Below are 26,696 nucleotides of genomic sequence, written 5' to 3' on the forward strand. Positions count from 1 at the left end.
CAAGGTCCAGGCGAAACTTGGCTTCGGCTCGAGAACAGGAGATCATGGCGACCGGCGAATCCATCGTCGACTTCGAGGAACCGCTCGTCCAAGGGAATGGCCGGGAACGCTGGTTCCTGACGTCGAAGGGTCCCGTTGCGGAACCGCCACGGCGATCTGATCGGGCTTTCCGGCGCGCCCCGCGATGTCACCGAGAAAAAGCGCCTCGTGAAGATGAAAGGGCTGGCGGACACCGACGCATTGACCGGTATTGCCAATCGAAGATGTTCAACGAGGCGATCGCGGAAGAGTTTGCGCGCGCCCGCCGGGCCGAATCCGCTCTCAGCCTGTTGCTGATCGATGTCGATCACTTCAAGGCCTACAACGATACCTACGGTCATCTCGAAGGAGACAATTGCCTAAGGATGATTGGGGAGGTCCTCAGGTCGATTGCCAAGCGACCCTGCGACCTCGCTGCGCGATTTGGCGGGGAGGAGTTCGCCATTCTGCTGCCCGGCACAGACAGGGATGGCGCGCTGCGGCTTGCCAAGATGCTGCGCTCGGCATTGCATCGACGCGCAATCCCGCACAGCGAAAGCAGCAAAGCGATCGTGACAGTCAGTATCGGCGTGGCGAACATCTCAGATCGATTTGCGACGCCGTCAGAACTGGTCGCGGCCACGGACCAGGCGCTTTACACGGCGAAGAAGCATGGCCGCGACCGTATTGAGGCGGCCGCAGATCAAGCACGAGCGGCGTAATCTCGAAGACAGCTCGGACACGTCCTCAACGATGTCCGAGGACGAACCTCATTTCACAAGCTTACCGATTGCCTCGATCTCATTCGTCCATATGCCCGCTGCATAGTTTGGCGGCAGCCGCGCCAGTTGCGAGGGGTCGTCGATGCCGGTGGAAAAATCGCTGCCGCGATAGGGGCCGAGCACGAAAACCTCGGTCCCGGCATCCGCCATCCGGTTGAGAAAACGGTCTGGCCAGCCCCAGAGCCACGGGGCGATATTGATCGGCACCAACATCATCGCATGTTTGCATTCGTTCGGCAGCAGGCCCGTCCAGCCATAGCCGATATAGCCGGTGAGGCAGCCCTTCAGGCTCTTGCGCGAGGCGGTCTTGATATCGGGTGCCATCAGGCGGAGCACGTCGATCGGCTCGTCACCGCCATAGACGATGATCTCGGCCTGTCGCTCAGTGGAAAGCCCATTGAGCACGGTGGCGAGCTTCTCGCCCTCGGAAGGATCGCGGCTCTTGACGTTGATGAGGAAGCGCCGATTCGGAAAGGTGGACAGCACCTCGGCAAGTGTCGGCATCATGCCGATGCCCCGACCGCGGAAGGGAAAGGTCTTGCCGCCATCGGCGGTATAGCCATAGCCGATGTCGAGCCTCTTCATGTCAGCCATCGAATGCTCGCGGGTGACGCCATGCCCGTCGGTGCGGCAGTCGAGCGTCCAGTCGTGAAAAACCGCAAACTGCCCGTCCGTCGTCGGATGCACGTCGATTTCGACGATGTTGGCGCCGGCGGCAAAGCCTGCCTGCATCGACGGAAGTGTGTTTTCCAGATAGTCGTGTTTCGGCGGCAGCATGCGGCTCGCCGTACAGGTGTCGTTCTTGAGATCGGTTTCGTCGAACCGCTGGGCGATGCCGCGATGGGCAAGCAGCACCGGCTTTCCCGGCCGATGTTCGGCGAGCAGACTGGTATTGTTGAGGTAGATGCCGGCGACTGCAACCGCGATCGCCGCGGCGCAATAAAAAAGCTTCCTGCCCAAAGTTGATCCCCCTCTGGTTGCATCGACGAGCAAGTGCTAGAAAGCGATTCCGGTTGTTCTTGGGCTGTTTTCCGCCTTTTCTATGCTGCGACAACAATGAGTCTGATCGCTATGGAATTTGACGACGACGAGCTTATCCATTTTGAAGCGCACGGCGCTGCCCCGTTGCCGCCGGCAGCAGTCGACGGTCATGTCGCGCATGACGGCGCCCGTATCTGGTATGCGAGCTATGGCTCTGGCCCACCCGTCATTCTGCTGCATGGCGGCCTCGGCCACAGCGGCAACTGGGGCTATCAGGTCCCGGCGCTCGTGCGCCGCGGCCGCCGCGTCGTGCTGATCGACAGCCGCGGCCATGGACGAAGCACCCGCGATTCCCGTCCTTATAGCTATGAGCTGATGGCTTCAGATGTGCTCGCCGTCATAGACGAACTGCATCTCGACAAGGCGGCCATCATCGGCTGGAGCGACGGCGCCTGCATCGCTCTGATCCTCGCCATGGCGGCGCCGTCGCGGGTCGAGGGCGTCTTTTTCTTCGGCTGCAACATGGATCCGAGCGGCACGCGGGAATTCGTCGCGACTCCGGTCATCGACCGATGTTTCAGCCGGCACGCCAAGGACTATGCCGCATTGTCCACCACGCCGGATGATTTTAATCCCTTCGTCGAGGCGGTCAGCCTGATGATGCGGACGGAGCCGAATTATCAGGCCGCCGACTTGGGTCTGATCCGCGTGCCGGTCGCCGTCGTCCTCGCCGAGCACGACGAATTCATCAAGCCAGACCATGCCGAATATCTTGCCCGCAGCATTCCGAACGCTGAGATGATTTATCTCACAAGCGTCAGCCATTTCGCGCCGCTGCAGCGGCCGTCGCAATTTAATGCCGCTGTGGAATCCTTCCTCGATGGAATAGGATCGTGACGATCGCCGCAGTTGAGCCGCGGCGCATTCGCCAGTCCCTTCTTCCTGCCCTCTGGCCTCGCGTCCATTTGCCGCTATCTCTCGTTTCATGAGATCTGATGCGCTGCTTTATCCCGCCCCCGAGGGGCTCTATTGCCCGGAAGGCGGCTTTTATGTCGATCCGGTGCGGCCCGTCGAGCAGGCGCTCGTCACCCACGGCCATTCGGACCATGCCCGCCCCGGCCATGTGAACGTGCTTGCCACCCGCCAGACGCTCGACATCATGCGCTTGCGTTACGGCGACGGTTTCTGCGCCAGTGAGCAGGCGGCAGCCTTCGGCGAGGAGCTGCTAGTCAACGGCGTCAAGGTAAGTTTTCACCCAGCCGGCCATGTGCTCGGCTCCGCCCAGATCGCCATCGAGAAGAACGGCACCCGCATCGTCGTCTCCGGCGACTACAAGCGCCGCCCCGACCCGACCTGCGCCGCCTACGTGCCGGTTGCCTGCGATGTCTTCATCACCGAGGCGACCTTCGGCCTGCCGGTCTTCCATCATCCCGATCCGATGGACGAGATTGGCAAGCTTTTGGCATCGCTGCGGCAATTTCCCGAGCGGACCCATCTCGTCGGCGCCTATGCGCTCGGCAAGGCCCAGCGCGTCATCCGGCTGCTGCGCGATGCCGGTTATGCCGAACCGATCTATATCCACGGCGCCATGGAAACTCTCTGCGACTATTACATCGGGCAGGGCATCGATCTCGGGGAACTGCTGCCGGCGACAATCGAAAGCCGCGACAAATCCGCCTTCAGGGGTGCGGTCGTCATCGGCCCGTCATCGGCCTTCGCCGACCGCTGGGCTCGGCGCTTCAACGAGCCGCTGCCGGCCTTCGCCTCCGGCTGGATGATGGTGCGCCAGCGCGCCAAACAGCACGGCGTCGAGCTGCCCCTCGTCATCTCCGACCATTGCGACTGGCCGGAACTGACGGAAACGATCCGGGAACTGCACCCGGCCGAGGTCTGGGTGACGCATGGCCGCGAGGAGGCCCTGGTGCGCTGGTGCCAATTGCAGGGCATCAAGGCGAAGCCGTTGCATCTGGTGGGTTACGAAGATGAGGGGGATTGAGGAGATGAGCAGTATCCTGCGTCCAAACCCCTCCCCAACCCCTCCCCACAAGGGGGAGGGGCTAATCCGTGGCGCCGCCTCGCAAACCAGCCCTGCTGCATGCCCTGCGCTGGAAGGTGAATGCGGCGAGGGCCGCGCGTTAAGTCCCTCCCCCTTGTGGGGAGGGGTTGGGGAGGGGTCTTTTCCCTATGCCATTGGGGAGGGGTCTTCCTTGCATGTAGGGAGGCACCCATGAAAGCCTTCGCCGATCTCCTCGACCGCCTGGTGCTGACCCCCAGCCGCAACGGCAAGCTGAAGCTACTGACCGACTATTTCCGCGACACGCCGGATCCAGACCGCGGCTACGGCCTTGCCGCCATCGCCGGCACGCTGGAGGTGCGCAACGTCAAGCCCGCCATGCTGCGCGAGCTGGTGCTGGAGCGCATGGATGAGGTGCTGTTTCGCTATTCCTACGACTATGTCGGCGATCTTGCCGAAACCATCTCGCTCGTCTGGGACAATGAGAGAGATATCGACCGCTCGGCCCTTGCCCAGCCGCGTCTCGGCGAGATCGTCACCGGCATGAATGCGCTCGGCCGCACCGAAGTGCGCAGCTACGTCCGCGATCTGCTCGACCGGCTGGATTCGTCCGGCCGTTTCGCCTTTATCAAGCTTGCCACCGGCGCCATGCGCATCGGCGTTTCCGCCCGCCTTGCCAAGCAGGCGCTCGCCGATCTCGGCGACAAGGACGTCACCGAGATCGAAACTCTCTGGCATGGCCTGCAGCCGCCCTATGAGACGCTGTTCGAATGGCTGGCGGGTGGCGGCGAAAAACCGGTGCTGGCCACACCGGCGATATTCCATTCAGTCATGCTCGCCAATGCGGTGGAGGAGGGGGATCTGACCAGTCTCGATCCGGCGAATTATGCCGCCGAATGGAAATGGGACGGCATCCGCGTCCAGCTCTCCCGCTCCGGCGACAGGCGCAAGATCTATTCCCGCTCCGGCGACGACATATCAGGCGCCTTTCCCGATATTCTCGACGCGATCAATTTTTCCGGCGTCGTCGACGGCGAGCTCCTGGTCGGCGGCACCGCCCGCTCCAATAGCCCGACCCGCACCTTCTCGGACCTGCAGCAGCGCCTGAACCGCAAGACGGTGACGGCAAAGATGCTTGGCGATTACCCCGCTTTCATCCGCACCTATGACCTGCTCTTCGATGGCGACGACGACGTCCGCGGCCGCACCTATGTCGATCGCCGCGACCGGCTGACCGAGATCATCGACCGCGCCCCCCATGACCGTTTCGACCTCTCGCCGCTCGTGCCGTTCTCGTCGTGGGAAGAGCTCGATACTCTGCGCGCCGCCCCTCCCGATCCGGTCATCGAAGGCGTGATGATCAAGCGCCGCGACAGCATCTACCAGGCCGGCCGCATGAAGGGTCCCTGGTTCAAGTGGAAGCGCGACCCCTATAATGTCGATGCGGTGCTGATGTATGCCCAGCGCGGCCACGGCAAGCGCTCCAGCTACTATTCCGATTTCACCTTCGGCGTCTGGGCCGATGACGAGGACGGCGAACAGCTGGTGCCCGTCGGCAAGGCCTATTTCGGCTTCACCGATGCCGAGCTCGAGGTGCTCGACAAATTCGTGCGCAATAATACCACCGAGCGTTTCGGTCCGGTGCGGGCCGTGCGCGCCGACAAGGATTTCGGCTTCGTCGTCGAAGTGGCCTTCGAGGGCATCAACCGTTCGACGCGGCACAAATCGGGGGTCGCCATGCGCTTCCCCCGCATCGCCCGCCTTCGCCCCGACAAACCCTCCTACGAGGCCGACCGGCTGCGCACGCTGATCGCCATGATCGAGGCCAAGCCGGCGTGAAGTTGCAAACCCTGCGCAACAATGACGCAGGGCAATATTTTCAACAGCATGTGTATTGGCGGCAACGATCTTCCGGTGCAGATTTTCCAGAGCATGATGCCGAAAAGTGCAAGCGGTTTCGCACGACATCATGCTCTGTCTAATTTGGAATGGCCGGGGAAATGATGGATGCTGCGTTATGAACTCGCGTGAACGAAATTCCCTTTTCCTCCAGCGCCGTGCCATGCTGGCGGGTCTTGCCGGTGCATTTATCCTGCCGCGCATGGCGGCCGCTTTCGATGTCCCGGACGAGCCGCGCCTTGCCAAGCACGACTACGCCAAGGTCCGCCACCATTTCCGCACCAAGCTGTTGCAGAAGGGCCCGGCGCCCGACAAATACGAACTGCTGAATGCGCCTGCCGATGCCGACAAGATCTTCTACCGCTCCGGTTACGGCGAGCTGGAGCTGGCGGCCTTTGTCTCGAAATACAAGCGCGAGCGCGCCGCCAGGCCGGCCGTGCTCTTCCTGCACGGCGGCAATGCCATGGGCATCGGCCATTGGCAGCTGATGAAGCCCTATATGGATGCTGGTTACGTGGTGATGATGCCGTCGTTGCGCGGCGAAAACGGCCAGATGGGCAATTTCTCCGGCTTCTACGACGAGGTCGACGACGTGCTCGCCGCCACCGAGCGCCTGGCGCATCTGCCGGGCGTCGATCCCGAGCGCCTCTTCATCGCCGGTCACAGCATCGGCGGCACGCTGACAATGCTGACGGCGATGAGCACTCACAAATTCCGCGCCGCTGCACCGATTTCAGGCAACCCCGATGCCTTCCGCTTCTTCAACCGCTATCCCCAGGACATCCGTTTCGACGATAGCAACGCGCATGAATTCGAGGTGCGTTCGGCGCTATGTTACGCCCACAGCTTCAAATGCCCGGTCCGTGTCGTCCACGGCACCGAGGAGCCGCATTTCAACGACCGCGCCGATCTGCTGGCCCGCCGCGCCCGCGGCGCCGGCGTTCACATCGAGACGGAAACCGTCGCCGGCAACCACACCTCGGCGCTGCCGGCCGAGATCGAACAGAGCATCCGCTTCTTCCGCGGGGTGGCGGCCTGACTTTCGCCGCCGCCTTTCCCACATCAACGCCAGCTTCGCGCCAGCCGCAGATGCCATCGTTCCGGCAGATATCGCTGTCTCGCCGATCGTTGATAAGGGTGGTTCCATGAATTTTCTGCGCCGGGTCTTCCCGCTTGCCGGGCTCGTGATTGCGGTTGCGTCGCTGAGCGGCTGCAACATCCTCATTCCCGATGTCGCCGCTGATTCGCCCGCCCGCTTCGTCCAGGAGACCTCGCCGGTCTTCTATCAGCCGCCCGGCGTCGATCCGCGCCGGGTGCGGCCGATCCCCGATCAGCCGGTGCCGCAGACGCGCGAGCTCTACAAGACCCAGTTCCACCAGACCTATGGCCTGCCGGTCACCAATCCCGTGCACATGGCGATGTACGGCCAGCAGCGTGACGAGGATTTCACCCTGCCGGCGATCCCGGTCAGCCGCGTGCAGCCGCAGTTGCTGCGCCAGGAGGTCGATTATCAGACGACCGAGCGCCCCGGCACCGTGGTCGTCGATACCAAGGCGCATTTCCTCTATTTCGTCGAGGGCAACGGCAAGGCGATGCGCTACGGCGTCGGCCTCGGCCGCGACGGTTACGCCTGGTCCGGCCGCGGCGTCATCCAGTGGAAGCAGAAATGGCCGCGCTGGACGCCGTCGGTCGAAATGGTCTCGCGCCAGCCAGAAGTTCGCCCGTTTGGCGCGGAGAATGGCGGCATGAATCCGGGGCTGATGAACCCGCTCGGCGCCCGCGCCATGTATATCTTCAAGGATGGGCAGGATACGCTCTACCGTGTCCACGGCACACCCGACTGGCAGTCGATCGGCAAGGCCACCTCGTCGGGCTGCGTGCGCATGCTGAACCAGGACGTCGTCGATCTCTACGACCGCCTTCCTGCCAAGGCCGAGATCGTTGTGATGTAGCGCTGCAACAGCGCTTCCCATATCGTCTGCTCCGGGCCGGACACGTCTGCGTGAAGCTATGGTTTATTTGGCGCAAGCCGATAGATATTCCTAATGTCGTTATCGGCATCGGACGAATCACCGGTTTAACCGGCGTCTTGTCCGGCTTCCCGTATCAAAGGAAATCAGTCTCGCGTCATGAGCTTCGATAGACATCTTTCCCGCCGCAGCTTTCTTTCCTTTTCGGCGTTGACCGCAGCCTCGGCACTCGCCGGCTGCGCCTCCTCAGCCAACACCGTGACATCAGGCGATACGACGATCATTTACCGTTCGCCCATGCGCCTGTTCCAGTCGATGGGGACTTCGAGCGTGCCAAGTGGGGCTGAGCTTGCCGTCATGTATGGCCCCATCGAAGACGGCGGCTTTCTCATTCCAGCCGTTCCCTACGAGCAGATCGATCCGCGCTATTATCGCCAGCGCGTCGTCGATCCCACCGGTCAGCCCCCCGGCACCATTGTCGTCGATACGCCGTCGCGTTTCCTCTATCTCGTCCAGGGCGACGGCATGGCGATGCGTTACGGCGTCGGCATCGGCCGCGAGGGTTTCGCCTGGCAGGGGTCGGGCGTCATCCAGTGGCGTCAGAGATGGCCGCGCTGGAAGCCGCCGAACGAGATGGTCGCCCGCCAGCCCGAACTCGTCAAATATTCGATCGAGAACGGCGGCATGGAGCCGGGTCTGAAGAACCCGCTCGGCGCCCGCGCGCTCTATATCTTCTCGAACGGAGAGGACACGCTCTACCGCCTGCACGGAAATCCCGATTGGCGCTCGATCGGCAAGGCCGTCTCGTCGGGCTGTGTGCGGCTGATGAACCAGGATATCATCGATCTCTACGACCGCGTGCCGACAAAGGCGCCCATCGTTGTCTGGCAATAATCGTTACCGAGGCGGCCGCAATCCGGCCGCCTCGGATCGATCGCTTTTCCCGGGCAAGCGGTTGCTTTGCCCCGGGAAAACAGGTGCTTTCCCCTGGGGCAAGAGCTTCATTTTGGCCCCTCAAGAGAATTATTTTCCGAAATACCATTGCTTAATTCGGTAAATATCCTACATGGTGCGTATCGAATTGCTTGCGACCTTTGTCCACGCGCTTGAGCGCTCCGTCAGATATCCTCTCAACATCGATACGGCTTGTCGGACATCTTCCCGCAGGCGAACACAAACGGTTGAAAAGGAGATCGTTATGAATTCAGGCGTCGTAAAGTGGTTCAATGGCACCAAGGGTTTTGGCTTCATTCAGCCCGATGATGGTTCTACGGACGTTTTTGTCCATATCTCGGCGGTTGAACGCGCCGGCATGCGCGAACTCGTTGAAGGTCAGAAGATCCGCTACGATCTCGTCCGCGACAAGAAGTCCGGCAAGAATTCGGCCGACAATCTTCAGGCCGCATAATTTGTCATTCGCCTACGCTGACCACGGATGTACTGGCAGCGGGCTGACCAAACTGGCAGCGGGCTGAGTGACTGGAAGAGGTCGGGTTCGAGCCCGGCCTTTTTGCTTTGATCGCAGGCTTTTCCGGAATGCCCCGGTCGTTCCTGAATGACCCCGGTCGTTCTGATTGACCGATTGAGCAGCCGAAGAGTCGAAGGGACGCTGAAATGGGCAGACCAAACTATAAAGTCGGCGACATGATCGTGCTGAAATCCGGCCTTACCCGCACGGCGAAAGCCGACAAGCGGTGCCGGATCTCCAGCATCCTGCCCAACGACCACGGGCATGTGCAATATCGCGTCCAGTTCGACGCGGAGAATTTCGAGCGCCGCATCACTGAGGCCGACATCGACACCGGTGAATCTCCGTCGAGGGCTTCCCCCGAGGCGGCGGCCAAGTCCGACGGCGCCGAGCCCTGGCTGAAGTTTTCGAGTATCAAAATCGGGAAGTAGTTCCGGGTTTTTTATTTTCGCCCGGGTTTTTTATTTTGGACAGTGCGGCCTCGCCGCCGCAACAGGAAGGATATCGTTTTGCAGGTACTCGTCAGAGATAACAATGTCGATCAGGCGCTCCGCGTGCTCAAGAAAAAGATGCAGCGGGAAGGTCTGTTCCGGGAAATGAAGGCGCGCAGCGCCTTTGAAAAGCCATCCGAGAAGCGCGCCCGCGAAAAGGCCGAGGCCATTCGCCGCCAGCGCAAGCTCGCCCGCAAGAAGCTGCAGCGCGAAGGTCTGCTGCCGGCGCCGAAGAAGGTTCTCCGCCCCACCCGCTAATCCCGGGCTTGGCATCACGGCCCAACCGTGGAATCACGGTTCAGCCGTGAATCATGGTTTCTGCCGTGGAGCCATGGCTTACAGCGCCGCGCGTCTTTTCCAGACGCGCAAGGAGGCTGTAACACTTGAATTCAGCATAATTCCTTGAACCGATTCCGATTTGAGGAACTATGCAGTAACGCCGCCATCACCTGGGAAAGGGGCCTATGACCGCCACCAAGGGAGAATTCTTCAATCCCGCCAAGCTTTCGTCTCGCGACAAGGCAGAAGCGACCGATCACACGGCGCGCGCCATTATCGCCGCCGAGGCATCGGCCCGTGACAAGAAGACGGAGAAGCTGAAGGCACTGCGTTTGCAGCAGGAGGCCGAGGCCGAACCTAAGGCGGCGCCTGCAAAGAAGCGCCGGTCGCCGGCCAAGCCGCGGCCCTGATCTCGGCGCACGCCGGCTCTACCAGGTGCCGGCTCTTACGGGGCAAATGCGTTCAGCCGCCGCCCGTGCCGGCCCGCCCGAGATTGCCCCGCAGCCGATGCAGCATGTCGCGCATCTCTGCCATTTCCTGAAGCGTGCAGCCTGCGGCTTGCCCGATCGCCGTCATGATCGTATCGATCTCCCCCTTCATTGCCTGACCTTGCGGGGTCAGTGACACGATCACCTGCCGTTCGTCGCGCAGGTCGCGGATGCGCTTGAGCAGCCCGCTCTGTTCGAGCCGTTTCAACAGCGGCGATAGCGTGCCGGAATCGAGATCCAGCTGCTCGCCGATCGTCTTGACCGGCAGTTCGCCGCGTTCCCACAGCACCAGCATCACCAGATATTGCGGATAAGTCAGGCCGACCCTGTCGAGGATTGGCTTGTAGGCGCGGGTGAAAGCATGCGCCGTCGCGTAGACCGCGAAGCACAACTGCTTTTCCAGTCGCTTCTCCTCTTGCGGTATCTCCATCGTCTTCGTCGTTTGCGCTCTCATATCTATTATCCCTGAAGCCTGATTGTCCTCTTTTCGAATCCGAAATGCAATTTGCAAAATTCACTTGCGTACAATTTAATTGTGCGATAATAAAAATCCAACCCGATCGAAGGGCCAACCAAAGGAGATTGTCATGCCTATTCTCTATACGACCAAAGCCTCTGCCACCGGCGGCCGCGCGGGCCGCGCCGTTTCCGAAAACGGCGTTCTGGACGTGACGCTGACCGTTCCCAAGGAGCTCGGCGGCGACGGCGCAACCGGCACCAATCCCGAACAGCTCTTTGCTGCCGGCTACTCCGCCTGCTTCCTCGGTGCATTGAAATTTGTCGCGGGCCAGCAGAAGGTCAAGATTCCCGAGGACACGACGGTCTCTGCCAAGGTCGGCATCGGCCCGCGTGAAGATGGCGGCGGCTTCGGCATCGAAGTGGCGCTGACGGTCAACATCCCGGGTCTCGACCACGAAACCGCCGAAAAGCTCGCCGCCGCGGCTCACATCGTCTGCCCCTACAGCCACGCCATGCGCACCTCGACCGAGGTCCCGGTCACCGTCGCCTGATCGATTTTAAAAAACTTGGTAGCCGTATCGGCTGCCGCCATTTGCCGGCCGGGCAGCGTACTTTCCGGCCGGCTTCGGCGTTTTTGCCGTCATTCATGACAGCGCCTGCAGATCCTGCCGCAGCCGTTCGGCGCTGCCATCCGGCAGCTTGCCGTCTATCATTGCATGTGTGCTTTTCCAGATCGGCAGGGCCTTTGCCAGCACCGCCTTGCCCTCAGGGGTGAGACACAGCAGCCGGCCGCGCCTATCCCGCGGATTTTCCATCACCGTCACCCAGCCCTTGCGCTGCAGCGGCTTCAGCGCCGCCGTCAGCGTCGTCTGATCCATGGCGAGCAGGGCAGCGACCGGCCCCATCGGCGGTGGCTCGGGCCGGTTCAGCGACATCATCAGCGAAAACTGCCCGTTGGTCAGCCCGGCCGGCCTCAGCGCATCGTCGAACAGCCGGGCAAGCGCGCGTGCTGCCCGCTGCACATGCAGGCAGAGGCAGGTGTCGCGCACCATCAGCGTCGTGGAAAAGGGAATCTCGATCGAATTTGACATGCTCCATTTCTATTGATATCAATCTATTTAGTCAAGGAGAAGGAGATGAGCCGGCTTCACCGGCAAGCGCCGGAGGAGGGCGCATTCCATGCAGCATGAAGTTGTGTCCCGCGAAGAGTGGCTCGAAGCCCGCCGTGTCCTGCTGGCAAAGGAGAAGGAGGCGACGCGGTTGCGCGACAGCGTCAACGCCGCCCGTCTGGCGCTGCCCTGGGTGAAGGTCGACAAGGATTATGTCTTCGAAACGCCGGAGGGCAGGAAGTCGCTCGCCGATCTCTTCGACGGCCGCAGCCAGTTGCTGATTTATCATTTCATGCTGGGTCCCGATTGGGATGCCGGCTGCACCGGCTGCTCCTTCCTGTCGGATCATGTCGATGGCGCCCTGCCGCATCTGAACCATCACGACGTCACCTGGGTCGCCGTTTCGCGCGCACCGCTCGATAAGATCGCCGCCTATAAACAACGCATGGGCTGGAAATTTCCCTGGGTCTCTTCCTTCGGCAGCGATTTCAATTTCGATTATCACGTTTCTTTCAGCCCGGAGGATCTTGCCAAAGACAAGGTCTTTTACAATTTCACACCTATGCCGCCGGCTGATGCCAATGACGAACTGCCGGGCCTCAGCGCTTTCTACCGCAACGACAAGGGCGAGGTCTTCCATACCTATTCGAGTTATGCCCGAGGGCCGGAAGAACTGATCGGCACCCTGATGATCCTCGACCGTGCGCCGAAGGGCCGCAACGAGGACAGCACGATGAATTTCGTGCGCCGCCACGACGAATATGAGGAGGCCGCCAAGGCGCCATCCTGCTGTCACTGAGCCGGAGCATCATGCCGAAAAGTGTAAGCGGCTTTGCCGGGAAAGTCGCGAAGTGACTTTCCCGGGATGCGGAAAAACTAACACCACCATCATTCAAGGGAGAAGAGGATGATGAAGACCGCTGAAGTGCTGAAGGAACATTCCTTCCTGGAAAGACTGCTCGGCGACTGGACGGTCACCGCACCCGACATGACTGGCGGCGAGCCCTGGACGGAGACCGTCCGCTCGCTGCACGGCATCTGGTTCGTCGCCGAAGGGACCGGCCGTATGCCTGATGGTAAGGAGGCGACCAGCATCCTGACGCTCGGCTACAGTGCTTCGAAAGCCAAGTACATCGGCAGCTGGATCGGCAGCATGATGGACTATATGTGGGTCTATGAGGGCGAGGTCGACGCGTCGGGCAATGTGCTCGACCTCTATACGACAGGGCCCGACTTCAACACCGAAGGCCTTGCCGATTATCGCGAGCAGATCATCTTCGTCGACGCCGATCATCGCACTTTCGTCTCCAGCACCAAACAGCCGGATGGCTCGTGGAAGCAGTTCATGGAAGCGCACTACGCCCGGAAGATCTGACAATCACGGCGCGCCCCAAACCCCGAAAACGGGGCCCAGGAAAAGCGGCGTCGAAAAAGGGAGAGTATGATGTCTGAGACGCATGGAAAGTTCATCTGGTGCGAGTTGATGACCCCCGACACATCGGCTGCCGCGAAATTCTACAGCTCGGTCGTCGGCTGGACCACCTCCGAGATGAAAATGGAGGGCATGCCCACCTATACGATCTTCGAGGCGAACGGCATCGGCGTCGCCGGGCTGATGGAATTTCCGGCCGAACTTGAGGGTAAGGGCATTCCACCGAACTGGACGGGTTATGTCGATGTCGACGACGTCGACCAGTCGGCCAAGGATTTCGCCGCCAATGGCGGTTCGGTCCGCCGTCCGCCGGAAGACATTCCGACCATCGGCCGCTTCGCCGTCGTCGCCGATCCGCATGGCGCGGTGCTCTGCATCATGACGCCGGCGCCGATGGAGAAACCCATGCCGGAACTGGCCTTCGATGCCCCCGGCAATATCGGCTGGCGCGAACTCTATGCCGGCAATGGCAAAGAGGCGCTGGCCTTCTATTCCAAGCTGTTCGGCTGGACGAAGGACAGCGAGATGGATATGGGACCGATGGGCGTCTATTATCTTTTCGCCCATAACGGCAGGCAGACCGGCGGCATGATGACCAAGCCGGAAAACATGCCGATGCCCTTCTGGTGCTATTATTTCATCGTGCCGACCCTCGATGCCGCGATCGAACGCGTCACCTCAGGCGGCGGCAAGGTGGTCCACGGCCCGATGGAAGTCCCCGGCGGCAGCTGGATCATCCAGGCCACCGACCCGCAAGGAGCCTTCTTTTGTCTGGTGGCACCGAAGCGGTAGGTTTGGGCACTGCGTTGGCGGTGTGCCGTGAGGCCCCCTCATCCGGCTGCCGCCACCTTCTCCCCGAGGGGAGAAGAGACTCGTGGCGACGTCTCGATTCCCTCTTCTCCCCTCGGGGAGAAGGTGCCCGTAGGGCGGATGAGGGGGCTGCACGGCACACCGTCAACAACAATTACGCTCCGGATCCGACCATCCATCACCCTCCCACCGAAGCAAAAAACCCTTCCGGGCTTTCCACCTCCACCATCCGCTTCCTCTCGATCAGCCAGAATCGGTTTCCCACCGCCCGCACGAAACTGCGGTCGTGCGAGACCAGCAGGCAGCTCGCTTCGTGCGCCATCAACTCGCTCTCCAGCGCCTCCTGTCCGTCGATGTCGAGGTGGTTGGTCGGTTCGTCGAGCAGGGTGAAGTTCGGCTCCGTCAGCCGCAGCACCAGCATGCCGAGCCTGGCCTTCTGGCCGCCGGAGAGCTGGCCGATCGGTTTTGCCTGCATGTCGATTGTCATGCCGGCGCCGGCCAGCAAGCCCCGTGCCCGCTGGTCGCCGACATCAAAGCGGCGGATGATCGTGCCGATCGGCGTGTCGGTGTCGGCAAGATCGGCAAGCGCCTGGTCGCCATAGCCGAGCACCAGCGAAGGCGTCGCCTTGATGCTGTCGCGCGCCGTCTCCGGTCCTTCGATCGCCTGCTTCAGCATAGACACCAGCCGCGACTTGCCGGCGCCGTTGAGGCCGAACAGCACGATGCGGTCGCCCTGGCAGATGAATTGCCGGCCGGTCTTGAACAGCAGCGTTCCATCCGGCGTCGTCACCGCCGCATCCTCCAGCGTCATCAGAACCTTGGCATGCGTGCCGCGATTGGCAAGCCGGATGGCGCCGGCCGAGCGCTCCAGATGCGCCGGTTTTGCCGCATCCTCCAGCTTCTCCGCCCGCTGCTTGAGCTGCTTCGTCTTGACGACGAGCAGATCGCTGCCGGAATTGATGCCGATATTGTTGAGCTTGGCCGCCTGCTTGCGCAACTGCTCCGCCACCTTCATGTCGCGCTCGTAGCGCCGCGCCTCCGAGGCGTCGGCCTCGTCGAGGGCGGCGCGCGCCCTTGTATAGGGCAGGGCGAAGACCGGCGATTGCTCCGGCCGCAGGAACAGCGTCCGGTTGGTCGTCGCATCGAGGAAGGCGCGATCGTGGCTGGACAGGATAACCGGCACGTCGCGAGGCAGCGCATTCAGCCAGCCCTCCAGCTGCGCGATCTTTTCAAGGTCGAGATGGTTGGTCGGCTCGTCGAGCAGAAGCACGTCGGGTTCGCTGACCCAGGCGCGGGCAAGCATGGCAAGCCGCTGCCAGCCGCCGCTCAACTGCTTCAGCGGCCGGCCGCGCATCGCCTCCGGCACGTCGAGCGATTCCAGCACCACGTCGACCCGCCAGCTTTCGCTTTCGGCCTGGTCGGCCGGCAAAGCCTGCAGCACCGCATCGTAGAACGGCGTGTCGAAAAGGGCAGGGGGCACATTCTGCGCGACATGGCCGACGGTCAGTCCGCGCGCCCTGGTGATCTCGCCCTCGCTCGGCTCCAGCGCGCCGGTGATGCAGGCAAGCAGCGTCGATTTCCCCCGCCCGTTGGCGGCGACGAGGCCAATGCGGTCGCCGGCATTGACGACGAGATTGAGCTTGAAAAACAAGGGATTACCCAGCGTCACGCCGAGACTGCGGATATTGATGAGTGTCATGATCGTTCTCTGGTCTTGACCGGGTATCAGGCGCGGTTCGGGGCGTTCAGCCATCACGGGATTGCGCGGTTCGAACCCGGGAAATGAAAGGAATGCGCGCTGTCATCTACGGCGCCGCATTGGCCACGAAGGGCAGACCAGGAAGAGATGTCGAGAAACGGTCTCTGGTCAGCCCTGCAAACGCATTTGCAGGGCGTTGACGGGACCACGCTGGCGATTAAACCGAAAATAATATTGCATTGCGTGATCCTCCTTTCTCGAAAGGTTGCGGGATTCCAATAACATTGCCCGCAAAAGGACGCAAGGGAGCCGGAAGTGTGCCGATGTCCAGCCATAAACCGTGCATAGAGGAATCCTCGGAGTCGACTGGGAGAACAAGGCGCATGCTCATTGCTCATTTGCCTGCAGGCTACATTCTGGCGAGCGTCGCGCGGCAACGGTCCGCTGCGCCCCGCATCATGGCTGCCGCATTGGTCGGCAGCGTGCTTCCGGATTTCGACATGGGCTATTTCTTTCTGACCGGGGGCAAGGTCCATCATCACGACTATGTCTCCCACTGGCCGCTCTTCTGGCTTGCTGCCGCTGTTGTGGTCCTCCCGGCTGTCGGAAGGCTGGCGCCGCGCTGGTTTCCCGCAACCGCCGTCTTTTTCGCAGCCGTCATGCTTCACATGATCATGGATACGGTCGCCGCGCCGATGCTCTGGCTGGCGCCATTCGATTGGTCCAAATTCGAGCTGACGACGGTGCCGGCGACCTACAGCAACTGGGTCATCAGTTTCATGCTGCACTGGACCTTCGCTCTTGAGCTCCTGATCTGCGTCACCGCGTTGATCGTCGCCGTCTGTCGAAACCGTCGCGTCGGAGGTCGGCAGCAGGCATGAGCCGGAATTATCCCGGGTCGGCGGGTGACAGTTCCAGCCGCCGCGTTATCCCGATACTCCTGAGGAATGTCTCGTCGTGGCTGACCACCAGCAGCGCGCCGTCATAGGCGCGCAGCCCTGCCTCGACCGCAGCGATCGAGTCGATGTCGAGATGATTGGTCGGCTCGTCGAGGATCAACAGCGGCGGCGGTGCCGAGCCGAGGACGCAGGCAAGGCCGGCGCGCAGCAATTGCCCGCCGCTCAGCGTCGACACGGTCTGCAGCGCCGCATCGGCCCTGAACATGAAGCGGGCAAGGGCGGCTCGGCAGGTATTTTCATCGGCAAGCGGATTGATCCGGCGAAAATTGTCGCGGATCGACGCCGACGGATCGAGCAGGCTGACCGTCTGATCGAGCATCGCGAAAGCGGTCATGACGCTAACCGTGCCGGCCCAGGGTTTCAGCGCGCCGGTAACAAGCGCCAGCAAGGTCGTCTTGCCCGAGCCGTTGCGGCCGGTGACGGCGATACGCTCCGGTCCCGTCACGTCGAAGGAGAGATCGCGGATGACGGGATCACCCGGCTGGTAGCCCGATGTCACGCCATCTATCTTCAGCACGATCTTGCTGGCGGGCAGCCCGGTCGGCGGCAGGGTGACCGACAAGGGCTGGAGGATCTCGATCTTCTCGCGCGCTGCCCTTGCCTCTTCCAGCGCCTGGGCGCGCCGGCGGTCGGCAAGACGGGCATTGTCGCCACCCGTCGTTTCGCTCCGCTCCTTCATGCCGCCGAGCATGATGCGCGGAATGCCGCCCTTGGCGGCCGTCTTTCGGCCCGCGCTGTCTCTGTGCGCCTGACGCTCCACCGTCGCCTGCGCCTTCCTCGCCACCTCTGCCATGCGTTTTCCGGCTTCAGTGAGATCGTGCTGTGCAGCCGCAAGTTCGAGCGCCTTGCGCTCGCGGAAATGGCTCCAGTTGCCGCCATAGCGCGTGGCACCGAGCGACGTCAGTTCAACGATCGCATCGACGCTTTCGAGCAGTTCCCGATCATGGCTGATGATGATGGCGCCGGCCCGCCAGTCTGACATCAGCGCGATCACCGCCTCGCGGCCTTCGCGATCGAGATTGTTGGTCGGTTCGTCGAGCAAAAGGAAATCCGGTTCGGTGAAAACAAGCGCGGCAAGCCCGGCACGGGTACGCTGCCCGCCAGAGAGTACCGCAAGTGGCGTCTCCGGCGGTGCGTTGAGCCCCGTCCGATTGTGCGCTGCGGCGATGCGCGCCTCCAGCATCCAGTCCGCCGATGCAAGCTCGTCGGCCGTTGCCTCGCCACATTCGGCGCGGCGAAGAATAGCGAGCGCATCGGTCACGCCGAAGAGATCGGCGATCGTTTCCTTGGGTGTCACCTGAACGTTCTGCCGCAGCACGCCGAGGCTGCCGCCGACGGATACCGTCCCGGAATGCGGCTGGATCTCGCCGGAGACGAGTTTGAGCAGCGTCGTCTTGCCGACACCATTGCGCCCGACGAGACCGGTACGCTCGCCCCCGAAACTCAGGTCGAAATTAGAAAAAAGCGGCCGCCCGTCAGGAGCGGACCATGAAATTTGGGAGAGGGTGATGGATGCAGGCATGGATATGGATTTCCCCGTTGGCAAGGCGAACTGGCGTTGCGATCGGGTTGAAATCCATTGCGGCACACATCCTGTTGAAATGGTCGATGGCAGGTAATTTAGGGAATAAAGGCTGCCGGTTCAAGAAGGGGAACGATCAGAGAAGGAGTGGGAAGTTGCCCCTCACCCTAACGCTCTCCCCGTAAACGGGGCGAGGGGACGTGCCTTGCGAGACGTCGGCGAGGAACGGAGAGGTTGCGGCTATTCCCCTTCGCCCCGCGAGCGGGGAGAAGGTGCCGGCAGGCGGATGAGGGGCTTACAGCTCGCCGCGATCCTACCGCTTCAAGCTCCCCAAGATCCCACGCACCAGCGCGCGGCCGACCTGCGTCGCCACCGTGCGCGCCACGCTTTTCATCGCCGCTTCCACCACTGTTTCGCGCTGATAGCCGGACGTCCGGCCGCGCGATTGGCCGCGGCCCCGGTTGTCGTCGTCATTGCCGCCGCCGAAACCCGGCAGGGTCCAGCCGGAGGTGGTGCTGCCCGGCTGCTGCTCGGCCGCTTCTTCCTGCGCTCGCTTGGCCGCCTCGGCATCGGCCGCCTTCTTTGCCCGCGCCACCAGCATCTCGAAGGCGGATTCGCGGTCGACATCCTCGTCATAGACGCCGAGGACCGGGCTTTTGTCCATGATCTGCCGGCGCTCGGCATCCGTAACCGGGCCGACGCGGCCGGAGGGCGGGCGGATCAGCGTGCGCTCGACGATCGAAGGCGCGCCCTTGGCCTCGAGCGTCGAGACCAGTGCCTCGCCGGTGCCGAGATTGGTGATGACGGTGGCGCAATCGAAGGCCGGGTTCGCCCGGAAGGTATCGGCGGCCGTCCTCACCGCTTTTTGCTCGCGCGGCGAATAGGCGCGCAGCGCATGCTGCGCCCGGTTGCCGAGCTGGGCGAGCACCGTTTCCGGCACGTCGAGTGGATTCTGCGTCACGAAGTAGACGCCGACGCCCTTGGAACGGATCAGCCGCACCACCTGCTCGACACGTTCGGTCAGCACCTTCGGCGCGTCGTTGAAGAGCAGGTGCGCCTCGTCGAAGAAGAAGACGAGCTTCGGCTTTTCGGCATCGCCCACTTCGGGCAATTCCTCGAAGAGCTCGGAAAGCAGCCAGAGCAGGAAGGTTGCGTAAAGACGCGGGTTCATCATCAGCTTGTCGGCGGCCAGCACCGAGATCTGGCCGTAGCCGCTGTTGCTGGTGCGCATGATGTCGGTGATTTTCAGCGCCGGTTCGCCGAAGAAGTGCTCCGCACCCTGCTGTTCGAGAACGAGCAGCGCCCGCTGGATCGAGCCGACCGAAGCCTTGGAGATCAGTCCGTACTGGTTGGAAAGTTGGCTGGCGTTCTCGCCCATATAGTTGAGCAGCGAGCTGAAATCCTTGAGGTCGAGCAACGGCAACCCGCCCTGGTCGGCGATCTTGAAGGCGATGTTGATGACGCCTTCCTGCGGTTCGGAGGCATCCATCAGGCGGGCGAGCAGCAGCGGTCCCATCTCGGCGATGGTGGTGCGCACCCGGTGGCCCTTCTCGCCGAACAGATCCCAGAAGATCACCGGAAACTGGTCGAATTCGTAGTCGGCAAAGCCGATCTGCTCGGCGCGCTTCGTCAGGAAATCCTTGGGCTCGCCCCTGGCGGCGATGCCGGAAAGGTCGCCCTTGATATCGGCCGCAAACACCGGAACGCCGGCCCGCGAGAAACCTTCAGCCAGCACCTGCAGCGTCACCGTCTTGCCGGTGCCGGTTGCGCCGGTGACGAGGCCGTGGCGATTGCCGAATTTCAGGTCGAGATATTCCGGCTTGTTGATACTGTCATCGGGATTGCGGCTCGCGCCGATGAAAATCTTGCCTTCCTCGATCATTCAAAATGCTCCCCTGGGACTCTGCCGCCATTTGTATGAGAAGGCGTGCTTCTGCCGCCTTCATCGAACCATCGTTTCCCTGTTATAAGCAGGGAGATGGATGCGGACAACTGTTTGCATTGAAAGCAAAACCGGACAAAGTGCGGCCCGGGGAGGGGCCGGCTTGAGTTGTGGTCGAATCTCGATTAACGTTGACGTTAACGTCAAAAAACAGGAGGCTGACGATGAATGAAATTGTGACCCAGATCGCCGATCGCGTGGGTATTGCGCCTGATCTGGCCGAAAAGGCGCTCGGCATGATGCTCGGCTTCCTGCAGCGCGAGGCCGCCGATGGTCCGGTTGCCAAGATGATCGAAGCGATCCCCGGCGGCGCCGATCTCGTTGCCCAGTTCAATGGCGAGGGCGCCGGCGGCGGCGGTCTGCTCGGCGGGCTGATGAGCTCGCTCGGCGGCGGCGGCATCATGGGGCTCGGCCAGCAGCTGATGGGCGAAGGCCTCGGCATGGGCGAGATCACCTCGCTTGCCAAGGAAACCATCGCGATCGCCAAGCAATATGCCGGCGAGGAGGTCGTCGACGAGGTCGTCGCTTCCGTCCCGGGCCTCAGCCAGTTCGTCTGAGCGACGACGAGAAAGAGCCTTCGCGGCGTCGCCGCGAGGCTCATCATATTTTGCCCTGGTCCCACTTGAAGAGGTGGCCAGTCGGCAGCACGGCAAGCTGAACCTGAGGGAGCCGTACCTGCCGTTCATTCGGAAGGCGCTCGCCGGTCGGCTCACCGTTGTCGCTCCCCGAGGAGTTCGTCGGTGATATCACGCCCACGCGCAAACACGCCCAATATGGTGACGTTATTGCCGCTCACCGAGAACGCCACGCTGACGCTGCGCCGATAGCCGATGATCCGGAGGCCAGGAATCCGGCCTTCCCGCACCGTGCCCCGTTCCGGAAACGTCTCCAGGGCCTCAATGAAAGTGATCACTGCGTGAACGAAGTCGCCGGCGATGCCGGTTCCCGCCTCAACGGCGATATCGGCTAGAGCTTGTCGAGTTCGGCTTCTGCCTTCGGATGGTAGATAATGCGGTAGGCTATGCCCTACTTGGCTTTCGCCGCGTCATTCCGGCGCTTGGTTTCAAAGCGGGCGCGCACTGTCTCGGCCGGGATGCCGAGGCCCGGCTTGTTCACTAGGTCGTCGTAGCGCGCCGGAATTTCTTCATTGAGCCAGCGCTCGCGGGCCGCCTCATGATCCTCCAGTAGCCGCAGGCCTGCACGGACAACCTCGCTGGCATTATTGTAGCGGCCGGACTCGAGCTGCTTCCGGACAAATTCTTCGTAGTGGTTCCCGAGCGCAACGTTGGGCATGGTTTTCGTTTCGTTGTCGTCAATATGAAGCTGTCACACCGTGATGGCAATAGATGTCAATCCTTGACGTTAAGCAGGTCGCTACTCATCCGATCGTCTGGTGATCGGCGGTATCCCGCCGCGGTGGCCCTGATCGCCTTGCCTTGCAGCCTCCGCCCGCTAATTAACGGCTGCCATTGGATGGAAGGAGAGCTCGTGACCGTCTGGCGCCCATCGCAGCAGATCAGGGTGAAGGTGATCGGCCTCGCCTGGCGGAAAGATCAGGTGCTTGCCGCCGAAGTGGAGGATGACAGCGGCCGCATCAAGGGCGTTCGCCCGCTCGGCGGCGCGATCGAATTCGGCGAAAGCCGCGAAGAGGCTCTGCACCGCGAATTCAGGGAGGAACTCGAGACCGATATCCGCATCGTCGGTCCCTGGCATCTGCTTGAAAACATCTACGAGCATCAAGGCGCAATCGGTCACGAATACATCTTCGCGGCCGATATCGAACTGGCCGATGCGTCGCTCTATCAGCGCGAGGAAATCCGCTATTCCGAACTCGACGAGACGGCGGCGACGGCGCGCTGGTTCGGCCGCGACAGTCTGCGGGACGCCGGCATCGATCTCTGTCCGACAGGTCTCGACAGGCTGCTGTCGCGCTGGCGCGATTGAGCCGGAAATCGCCCGCTGTGAGGCGCCATATTCCGATCGCCAAACTTTGATCGTCCGCCCCCGCTTCCGGGGGAACAATGAGGTCATCCTACTGTTTCTGTCGCATCGCTGAAACCATAGGGAATAGCATCATGCGTATGTTTCTTGCAGCAGCCTCGATCATTCTCCTCGGCTTCGCCGCTCCGGCTTTCTCCCAGGCACTTGCTGATATGGACTCTAGCGGCCGCTTCGGCGGCATGCCACCCGGCACGGTGCCGGGGGCGGAATCGAATGGCGGACTCATGATTCCGCTCGATCCAGTCGAAACCGGTGATATCAACGTCGTCATTCCGTCGGATCGGACCACCTGCCCGCGGCCCGGGACGCGTCAGTACCGCGCGGCCGAGCGCGACGGTACGTTAAGCGACGCCTGCCGCTGACGGGGTAGACCCAGATCAGAAAGCAGGACCGGCTATTTGTCGTTTTTGTGCAGCACGACGCCGAGTTCGTGCCACTGCCGCCTGTCGCGCTGGATCAGTTCGTCTGCGCAGATCGGTCCCATGCTGCCCGGCGCGTAAACGTCCGGCACGCTCTGATCCCTAGCCCAGATATCGAGGAAGGGTTGCACCGCCGCCCATCCGGCCTCGATGCCGTCGGCGCGCTGGAACAGAGTCTGGTCGCCGACGAAGAGATCGTAGAGCAGTGATTCATAGCCGGTCGTCTTGGCAATATCGAATTTGTCGGAATAGCGGAAATCGAGCGAGACCGGCACGGTATCGACGGAAAGCCCCGGCGACTTGATCGAGATTTCCATGCTCATGCCTTCGTCGGGCTGCACCTGGATCACCAGCCGGTTCGGCGGCAGGCGGCGCTTGACGTCGGTCTCGCGGAACTGCGCGAAGGGAACCGGCTGGAAGGTGATGACGATCTCGGTGTCACGCGCCGTCAGCGCCTTGCCGGTTCTCAAATAGAAGGGCACGCCGGCCCAGCGCCAGGTATCGGCATAGAGCTTCAGCGCCACGAAAGTCTCGGTCCTGCTGTCGGGCGTGACGTCCTTGGTATCGCGATAGGCCGGAAGCTCAGCACCGTTGAGGGGGCCTGCGCCATAGGCGCCGCGCACGCCATGCGTCTTGGCCTCCTCAGGCGTATAGATGCGCAGCGCCTTCAGCACCTTGCTCTTCTCGTTGCGGATCGCTTCGGCATCGAAGCTGTTCGGCGGCTCCATGGCGATCATCGCCAGCAGCTGGAAGAGATGGTTCGGCACCATGTCGCGCAATGCGCCGGTTGCATCGTAGAATTTGCCGCGGCTGCCGACGTCGACGATTTCGGCGGCGGTGATCTGCACATGGTCGATGTAGCGGCTGTTCCACAAGGATTCGATCATCATATTGGCGAAACGCGCCGTCATCAGGTTCTGCACGGTTTCCTTGCCGAGGAAATGGTCGAGCCGGTAGACTTGGCTTTCCCCGACCTGCGCGAGGATCTGTGCATTGAGCGCCTGCGCCGAGGCGAGATCGGTGCCGAACGGCTTTTCGATGGCGACGCGGCGGAAGACGCCGTCGCTTTCATTGGTCAGCCCATGGGCGGCAAGTTTCTCGACGATCGTCCCGAAGAAGGATGGCGGCACCGCGAGATAGAAGGCGGCATTGGCATGCGACCCCAGCCGCTTGCCGATCTCGACGAAAATATCGTCCTTGGTGAAATCTCCGGACGTATAGGAAATGCGCCGGCGCAGACTTTCCCAGGCTTCGTCCTTCACCGTCGGCGCTTCGCCGCTCAGATGGTTGAGGAATTGATCGAGCCGCCCACGCAGGAATTCGTCGTCACCCGGTTCGATGCCGATGCCGAGAATGTGGAGATCCTCGCCGACCAGGCGGCTGCGCGTCAGATTGATGATCGCCGGCACCAGCAGGCGGCGCGTCAGGTCGCCCGTGGCGCCGAAGATGACGAGGGTGACCGGCGGGGTAGGGGCAGCGTCCATGTGTCATCTCCTTGGAATTTGCGGCCGACTATACTGCGCGCCGGCTTTGCCGCAACATATGCAGGCGAGGGATAACAAGCATTTGACACCATCCGGACTGGATGAGCCCACGTCAGCTTGGTGGTGGGCGGCCGATTACCCTTTCACAGCCACCACGAAGGTCCTCGGAAACCTGAGCAGCACCCGCCCGTCCGACATCTTGGGATAGGCCTTTTCCACCCGCTCCAGGTATTCGGCCAGGAATGCCTCGCGATGCTCCTCGCCGGCATGGGCGAGGTAGGGCATCAGTCCGGTTCCCTTCACCCATTCGACAATCGCTGCAGCATCCGCCATCGGGTGATTGTAGACGGTGTGCCAGATATCGACGCGCGATGCTTTTGCAATCAGCCTGGAGTAATAAGTGGACGACGGCGGCAGCGCCTTGCGGCGCACGCTCTTCGCTTCGAAGGCGGATTTCCACGGGCCGGCATGGGCGGTCTCTTCCATTGCCAGATGCGAGGGTTCGCCGAGATTGTCGGGCATCTGCACGGCAAGAATGCCGCCTTCGGAAAGCCCGTCCATCAGTCTCTCGAAGATGTCGAGGTGATCGGGCAGCCACTGGAAGACCGCATTGGCAAAGAGCAGATCGGCCGGTTCGGCCGGGTGCCAGCTGGCGAGATCAGCCTCGACGAAGGCTGTGCCCGGCAGCCTTTTGCGCGCCGCCTCCAGCATGTTGATGTCGCTGTCGAGGCCGGAGATGCCGGCAGCCCCATAACGCTCGATGATGAGTTCGGTGGAATTGCCCGGCCCGCAGCCGAGGTCGATGGCGCGACGAAGACTCTGCAACGGCACCTGTGCCAGAAGATCGCGCGCCGGCCGCGTGCGTTCGTCCTCGAATTTCACATATTGGCTGGCGGACCATGCCATGGCGGTACCTCCTGGTGTCGGACCACGTCTTCCATGCGGACGGTGTCGATGTTGCTGCCGTCGAGCTTGACGACACGGGCCAAGCCGTCACCCTCGATCTTCAGACACAAGTATTTTGTCGACGCGCCTCCCGTCGAGATCGATGACCTCGAAGCGCCATCCACCTCTCGTGAAGCTCTCCCCCAATTCGGGCAGATGTTTCAGCTCTTCCAACACCAGACCGGCGACAGTCTGATATTCCAGATCGTCATCGAGCCTGAGGTTTAAGAATTCAGCGAATTCGTCAATCGGCGTCCAGCCCGACACGAGATAAGAGCCGTCGTCTCGACGAGCGATGGCCTGTTCATCGACAGGTCCCTCCTGCAGAGCCCCCATGATTGCTTCCAAAATGTCACCCGACGAGACAATCCCCTCGAAGTGGCCGTACTCGTCGAAAACCAGCACCATATGAATGGGCGATTTCCTGATGGCTTCAATAACATTGATGGCAGTTGCGAGGTCTGAAACCACCGGGACATCCTGCGTCAGCGCCCTGATGTCGACAGTCCCGTGTTCGGACATCGCGTCGTAGAAGTCCTTGACCGGAAGGATGCCGATCACCTCGTCCGAACTGCCTTTTCGAACGGGCAACCGCGACCGCTTCGTCCTGTGCAACTGGGTCCGGATTTCATCAAGGCTGTCGTCAATATCGATAATTTCGACGTCGCGTCGGGGCGTCATAAGCGCTCGGGCGGTGCGGTCCGCCAGCCGCATGACACCCGATATCATCGCGGACTCTTCGCTTTCGATCACTCCAGCCGACTGCGCCTCGGCCAGAACAGTTTTGATCTCTGCGTCAGAGACATTGTCGCCACCTTTTCCTGCCTGGCCCAAGAGCTTGAGCACAAGATTTCCGGAGGCGTTTAGAAGCCACACAAGTGGCAGCGCGATTTTTGAAAGGACCGCCATAGCTGGTGCGACCTTGGCCGCAACCGCTTCGGGTTCCCGCAATGCGATCTGCTTTGGAACAAGTTCGCCGATGATCAACGAAAGATATGTGATTGCCACAACGACCGAACCTACGCCAATGGCATCAGCGGCCGTCGATGACATTCCCTGGGCTTCCAGCCATCCGCTCAGGCGGCCGCCGAGCGTGGCCCCTGAGAAAGCGCCGGATAGAACGCCGACCAGCGTGATGCCGATCTGCACCGTAGAGAGAAAACGACCGGGGTTTTCGGCAAGTTTGATCGCTTGAGCTGCGCCCTTGCTTCCATTGTCGGAGAGAACCTTCAGGCGGGCCGTTCGAGAAGACACGACGGCCAGCTCAGACATGGCGAGCACACCATTCAGGATGGTGAGAAACGCCACAATTCCAATTTCCAGAAACACGGGGACCCTATTCGTTGAGGTTGTAATGCCGCATTCGTCAGGCGAAGCGGCGAGGCATTCGAAGGGACGCTCTATATACGCATATACGCGTCGCCGATCGTCTTTCCATTATCGTGTTGACCTCAGTTGAGGTTCCATCAGACCGCTCCTCTGAAGTGAAAGTCAGGACATCGGTAAAACCGGCAGGCTGCGGCCA

The 26,696-nt window shown here is 61.8% G+C and carries 29 protein-coding genes and 2 pseudogenes; 20 read left to right on the forward strand and 11 right to left on the reverse strand.

Translation table 11 applies throughout. The annotated features are described in order from the left end of the window. Positions 1-44: 44 nt before the first annotated feature. Positions 45-740, forward strand: coding sequence for a GGDEF domain-containing protein (locus tag RlegSU303_RS04650; protein ID WP_231283514.1), 696 nt, complete (start codon positions 45-47; stop codon positions 738-740). A 48-nt stretch (positions 741-788) separates the two neighbouring features. On the opposite strand, the gene RlegSU303_RS04655 is transcribed toward RlegSU303_RS04650, so the two are convergent. After that, complete coding sequence (locus RlegSU303_RS04655) at positions 789-1,760, reverse strand: glycerophosphodiester phosphodiesterase family protein (protein WP_231283515.1); 972 nt, start codon at positions 1,758-1,760, stop codon at positions 789-791. A 111-nt stretch (positions 1,761-1,871) separates the two neighbouring features. Here RlegSU303_RS04655 and RlegSU303_RS04660 point away from each other — a divergent pair, with 111 nt between their 5' ends. The 10 genes from RlegSU303_RS04660 (at position 1,872) to RlegSU303_RS04705 (ending at position 10,312) form a co-directional block, all read left to right on the forward strand. Beyond that, a complete protein-coding gene (locus tag RlegSU303_RS04660; protein WP_094086445.1) occupies positions 1,872-2,678 on the forward strand; it encodes an alpha/beta fold hydrolase in 807 nt (268 codons plus the stop codon). Positions 2,679-2,766: 88 nt separating this feature from the next. Further along, positions 2,767-3,777 carry a ligase-associated DNA damage response exonuclease gene (locus RlegSU303_RS04665; RefSeq protein ID WP_131623946.1) on the forward strand — a complete coding sequence of 337 codons (1,011 nt, stop codon included), beginning with the start codon at positions 2,767-2,769 and terminating at the stop codon, positions 3,775-3,777. 231 nt (positions 3,778-4,008) lie between these two features. Next, a complete protein-coding gene (locus RlegSU303_RS04670; RefSeq protein ID WP_017959551.1) occupies positions 4,009-5,634 on the forward strand; it encodes a cisplatin damage response ATP-dependent DNA ligase in 1,626 nt (541 codons plus the stop codon). A gap of 178 nt (positions 5,635-5,812) precedes the next feature. Beyond that, complete coding sequence (locus tag RlegSU303_RS04675) at positions 5,813-6,733, forward strand: alpha/beta hydrolase family protein (protein WP_094086443.1); 921 nt, start codon at positions 5,813-5,815, stop codon at positions 6,731-6,733. A 106-nt stretch (positions 6,734-6,839) separates the two neighbouring features. After that, positions 6,840-7,646, forward strand: coding sequence for a L,D-transpeptidase (locus RlegSU303_RS04680; protein ID WP_094086442.1), 807 nt, complete (start codon positions 6,840-6,842; stop codon positions 7,644-7,646). 177 nt (positions 7,647-7,823) lie between these two features. Beyond that, positions 7,824-8,558 (forward strand): L,D-transpeptidase, encoded by a 735-nt coding sequence (locus RlegSU303_RS04685; protein ID WP_017959555.1) that lies wholly within the window; start codon positions 7,824-7,826, stop codon positions 8,556-8,558. 304 nt (positions 8,559-8,862) lie between these two features. Further along, positions 8,863-9,072 (forward strand): cold-shock protein, encoded by a 210-nt coding sequence (locus RlegSU303_RS04690; RefSeq protein WP_003546468.1) that lies wholly within the window; start codon positions 8,863-8,865, stop codon positions 9,070-9,072. 206 nt (positions 9,073-9,278) lie between these two features. After that, entirely contained in the window at positions 9,279-9,563 is a 285-nt protein-coding gene (locus RlegSU303_RS04695; RefSeq protein ID WP_012756578.1) for a hypothetical protein, read from the forward strand. 78 nt (positions 9,564-9,641) lie between these two features. After that, a complete protein-coding gene (rpsU, locus tag RlegSU303_RS04700; RefSeq protein WP_003546477.1) occupies positions 9,642-9,881 on the forward strand; it encodes a 30S ribosomal protein S21 in 240 nt (79 codons plus the stop codon). Between the two features lie 206 nt (positions 9,882-10,087). After that, complete coding sequence (locus RlegSU303_RS04705) at positions 10,088-10,312, forward strand: hypothetical protein (RefSeq protein ID WP_003546479.1); 225 nt, start codon at positions 10,088-10,090, stop codon at positions 10,310-10,312. 52 nt (positions 10,313-10,364) lie between these two features. Here RlegSU303_RS04705 and RlegSU303_RS04710 read toward each other — a convergent pair whose 3' ends face one another. Further along, entirely contained in the window at positions 10,365-10,853 is a 489-nt protein-coding gene (locus RlegSU303_RS04710) for a MarR family winged helix-turn-helix transcriptional regulator (RefSeq protein ID WP_026158588.1), read from the reverse strand. Positions 10,854-10,977: 124 nt separating this feature from the next. Between RlegSU303_RS04710 and RlegSU303_RS04715 the strand changes: the two genes are divergently transcribed. Then, positions 10,978-11,400, forward strand: a complete 423-nt coding sequence (locus RlegSU303_RS04715; RefSeq protein WP_017959557.1) for an organic hydroperoxide resistance protein — start codon at positions 10,978-10,980, stop codon at positions 11,398-11,400. A gap of 93 nt (positions 11,401-11,493) precedes the next feature. Here RlegSU303_RS04715 and RlegSU303_RS04720 read toward each other — a convergent pair whose 3' ends face one another. Then, a complete protein-coding gene (locus RlegSU303_RS04720; RefSeq protein ID WP_017959558.1) occupies positions 11,494-11,940 on the reverse strand; it encodes a MarR family winged helix-turn-helix transcriptional regulator in 447 nt (148 codons plus the stop codon). Positions 11,941-12,028: 88 nt separating this feature from the next. On the opposite strand from RlegSU303_RS04720, the gene RlegSU303_RS04725 reads away from it, so the two are divergent. The 4 genes and pseudogenes from RlegSU303_RS04725 to RlegSU303_RS34505 form a co-directional block, all read left to right on the forward strand. Then, positions 12,029-12,757: a DUF899 domain-containing protein gene (locus RlegSU303_RS04725; protein WP_017959559.1), complete on the forward strand. Its 729-nt coding sequence runs from the start codon at positions 12,029-12,031 to the stop codon at positions 12,755-12,757. Positions 12,758-12,865: 108 nt separating this feature from the next. Next, on the forward strand, positions 12,866-13,333 hold the full coding sequence (locus RlegSU303_RS04730; protein WP_017959560.1) for a DUF1579 domain-containing protein: 468 nt from the start codon (positions 12,866-12,868) through the stop codon (positions 13,331-13,333). 69 nt (positions 13,334-13,402) lie between these two features. Continuing rightward, the gene (locus tag RlegSU303_RS04735) at positions 13,403-14,182 is read left to right on the forward strand and encodes a VOC family protein (protein ID WP_026158589.1); all 780 of its coding nucleotides are present in this window, start codon (positions 13,403-13,405) and stop codon (positions 14,180-14,182) included. 14 nt (positions 14,183-14,196) lie between these two features. Further along, positions 14,197-14,331, forward strand: a pseudogene (locus RlegSU303_RS34505) (endonuclease domain-containing protein); the annotation flags it as partial. 47 nt (positions 14,332-14,378) lie between these two features. Here RlegSU303_RS34505 and RlegSU303_RS04740 read toward each other — a convergent pair. After that, on the reverse strand, positions 14,379-15,899 hold the full coding sequence (locus RlegSU303_RS04740; RefSeq protein ID WP_231283516.1) for an ABC-F family ATP-binding cassette domain-containing protein: 1,521 nt from the start codon (positions 15,897-15,899) through the stop codon (positions 14,379-14,381). 383 nt (positions 15,900-16,282) lie between these two features. Here RlegSU303_RS04740 and RlegSU303_RS04745 point away from each other — a divergent pair, with 383 nt between their 5' ends. Continuing rightward, complete coding sequence (locus RlegSU303_RS04745) at positions 16,283-16,780, forward strand: metal-dependent hydrolase (protein WP_017959563.1); 498 nt, start codon at positions 16,283-16,285, stop codon at positions 16,778-16,780. 7 nt (positions 16,781-16,787) lie between these two features. On the opposite strand, the gene RlegSU303_RS04750 is transcribed toward RlegSU303_RS04745, so the two are convergent. Both RlegSU303_RS04750 and RlegSU303_RS04755 read right to left on the reverse strand, forming a co-directional pair. Further along, complete coding sequence (locus RlegSU303_RS04750) at positions 16,788-18,380, reverse strand: ABC-F family ATP-binding cassette domain-containing protein (RefSeq protein WP_231283517.1); 1,593 nt, start codon at positions 18,378-18,380, stop codon at positions 16,788-16,790. Between the two features lie 313 nt (positions 18,381-18,693). Beyond that, positions 18,694-20,262, reverse strand: a complete 1,569-nt coding sequence (locus RlegSU303_RS04755; protein ID WP_231283518.1) for a helicase HerA-like C-terminal domain-containing protein — start codon at positions 20,260-20,262, stop codon at positions 18,694-18,696. A 224-nt stretch (positions 20,263-20,486) separates the two neighbouring features. On the opposite strand from RlegSU303_RS04755, the gene RlegSU303_RS04760 reads away from it, so the two are divergent. Then, entirely contained in the window at positions 20,487-20,879 is a 393-nt protein-coding gene (locus tag RlegSU303_RS04760; protein ID WP_017959566.1) for a hypothetical protein, read from the forward strand. A gap of 152 nt (positions 20,880-21,031) precedes the next feature. Here the strand turns inward: RlegSU303_RS04760 and RlegSU303_RS04765 are convergent. Both RlegSU303_RS04765 and RlegSU303_RS04770 read right to left on the reverse strand, forming a co-directional pair. Beyond that, positions 21,032-21,345, reverse strand: a pseudogene (locus tag RlegSU303_RS04765) (type II toxin-antitoxin system RelE/ParE family toxin). A 3-nt stretch (positions 21,346-21,348) separates the two neighbouring features. Then, entirely contained in the window at positions 21,349-21,615 is a 267-nt protein-coding gene (locus tag RlegSU303_RS04770; protein ID WP_017959568.1) for a type II toxin-antitoxin system ParD family antitoxin, read from the reverse strand. Positions 21,616-21,810: 195 nt separating this feature from the next. Here RlegSU303_RS04770 and RlegSU303_RS04775 point away from each other — a divergent pair, with 195 nt between their 5' ends. Together RlegSU303_RS04775 and RlegSU303_RS04780 are read left to right on the forward strand one after the other, a co-directional pair. Continuing rightward, positions 21,811-22,266, forward strand: a complete 456-nt coding sequence (locus tag RlegSU303_RS04775; protein ID WP_231283519.1) for an NUDIX hydrolase — start codon at positions 21,811-21,813, stop codon at positions 22,264-22,266. A gap of 77 nt (positions 22,267-22,343) precedes the next feature. Then, positions 22,344-22,685 (forward strand): hypothetical protein, encoded by a 342-nt coding sequence (locus RlegSU303_RS04780; protein ID WP_331275222.1) that lies wholly within the window; start codon positions 22,344-22,346, stop codon positions 22,683-22,685. 32 nt (positions 22,686-22,717) lie between these two features. On the opposite strand, the gene zwf is transcribed toward RlegSU303_RS04780, so the two are convergent. The 3 genes from zwf to RlegSU303_RS04795 form a co-directional block, all read right to left on the reverse strand. Beyond that, complete coding sequence (zwf, locus tag RlegSU303_RS04785) at positions 22,718-24,226, reverse strand: glucose-6-phosphate dehydrogenase (protein ID WP_131629135.1); 1,509 nt, start codon at positions 24,224-24,226, stop codon at positions 22,718-22,720. Between the two features lie 135 nt (positions 24,227-24,361). After that, the gene (gene tam / locus RlegSU303_RS04790; RefSeq protein WP_131629136.1) at positions 24,362-25,132 is read right to left on the reverse strand and encodes a trans-aconitate 2-methyltransferase; all 771 of its coding nucleotides are present in this window, start codon (positions 25,130-25,132) and stop codon (positions 24,362-24,364) included. Positions 25,133-25,219: 87 nt separating this feature from the next. Continuing rightward, positions 25,220-26,500: a hemolysin family protein gene (locus tag RlegSU303_RS04795; RefSeq protein WP_094086428.1), complete on the reverse strand. Its 1,281-nt coding sequence runs from the start codon at positions 26,498-26,500 to the stop codon at positions 25,220-25,222. Between the last annotated feature and the right edge of the window lie 196 nt (positions 26,501-26,696).

The sequence above is a fragment of the Rhizobium sp. SU303 genome, assembly GCF_021052345.1.
Classification (GTDB): domain Bacteria; phylum Pseudomonadota; class Alphaproteobacteria; order Rhizobiales; family Rhizobiaceae; genus Rhizobium; species Rhizobium laguerreae.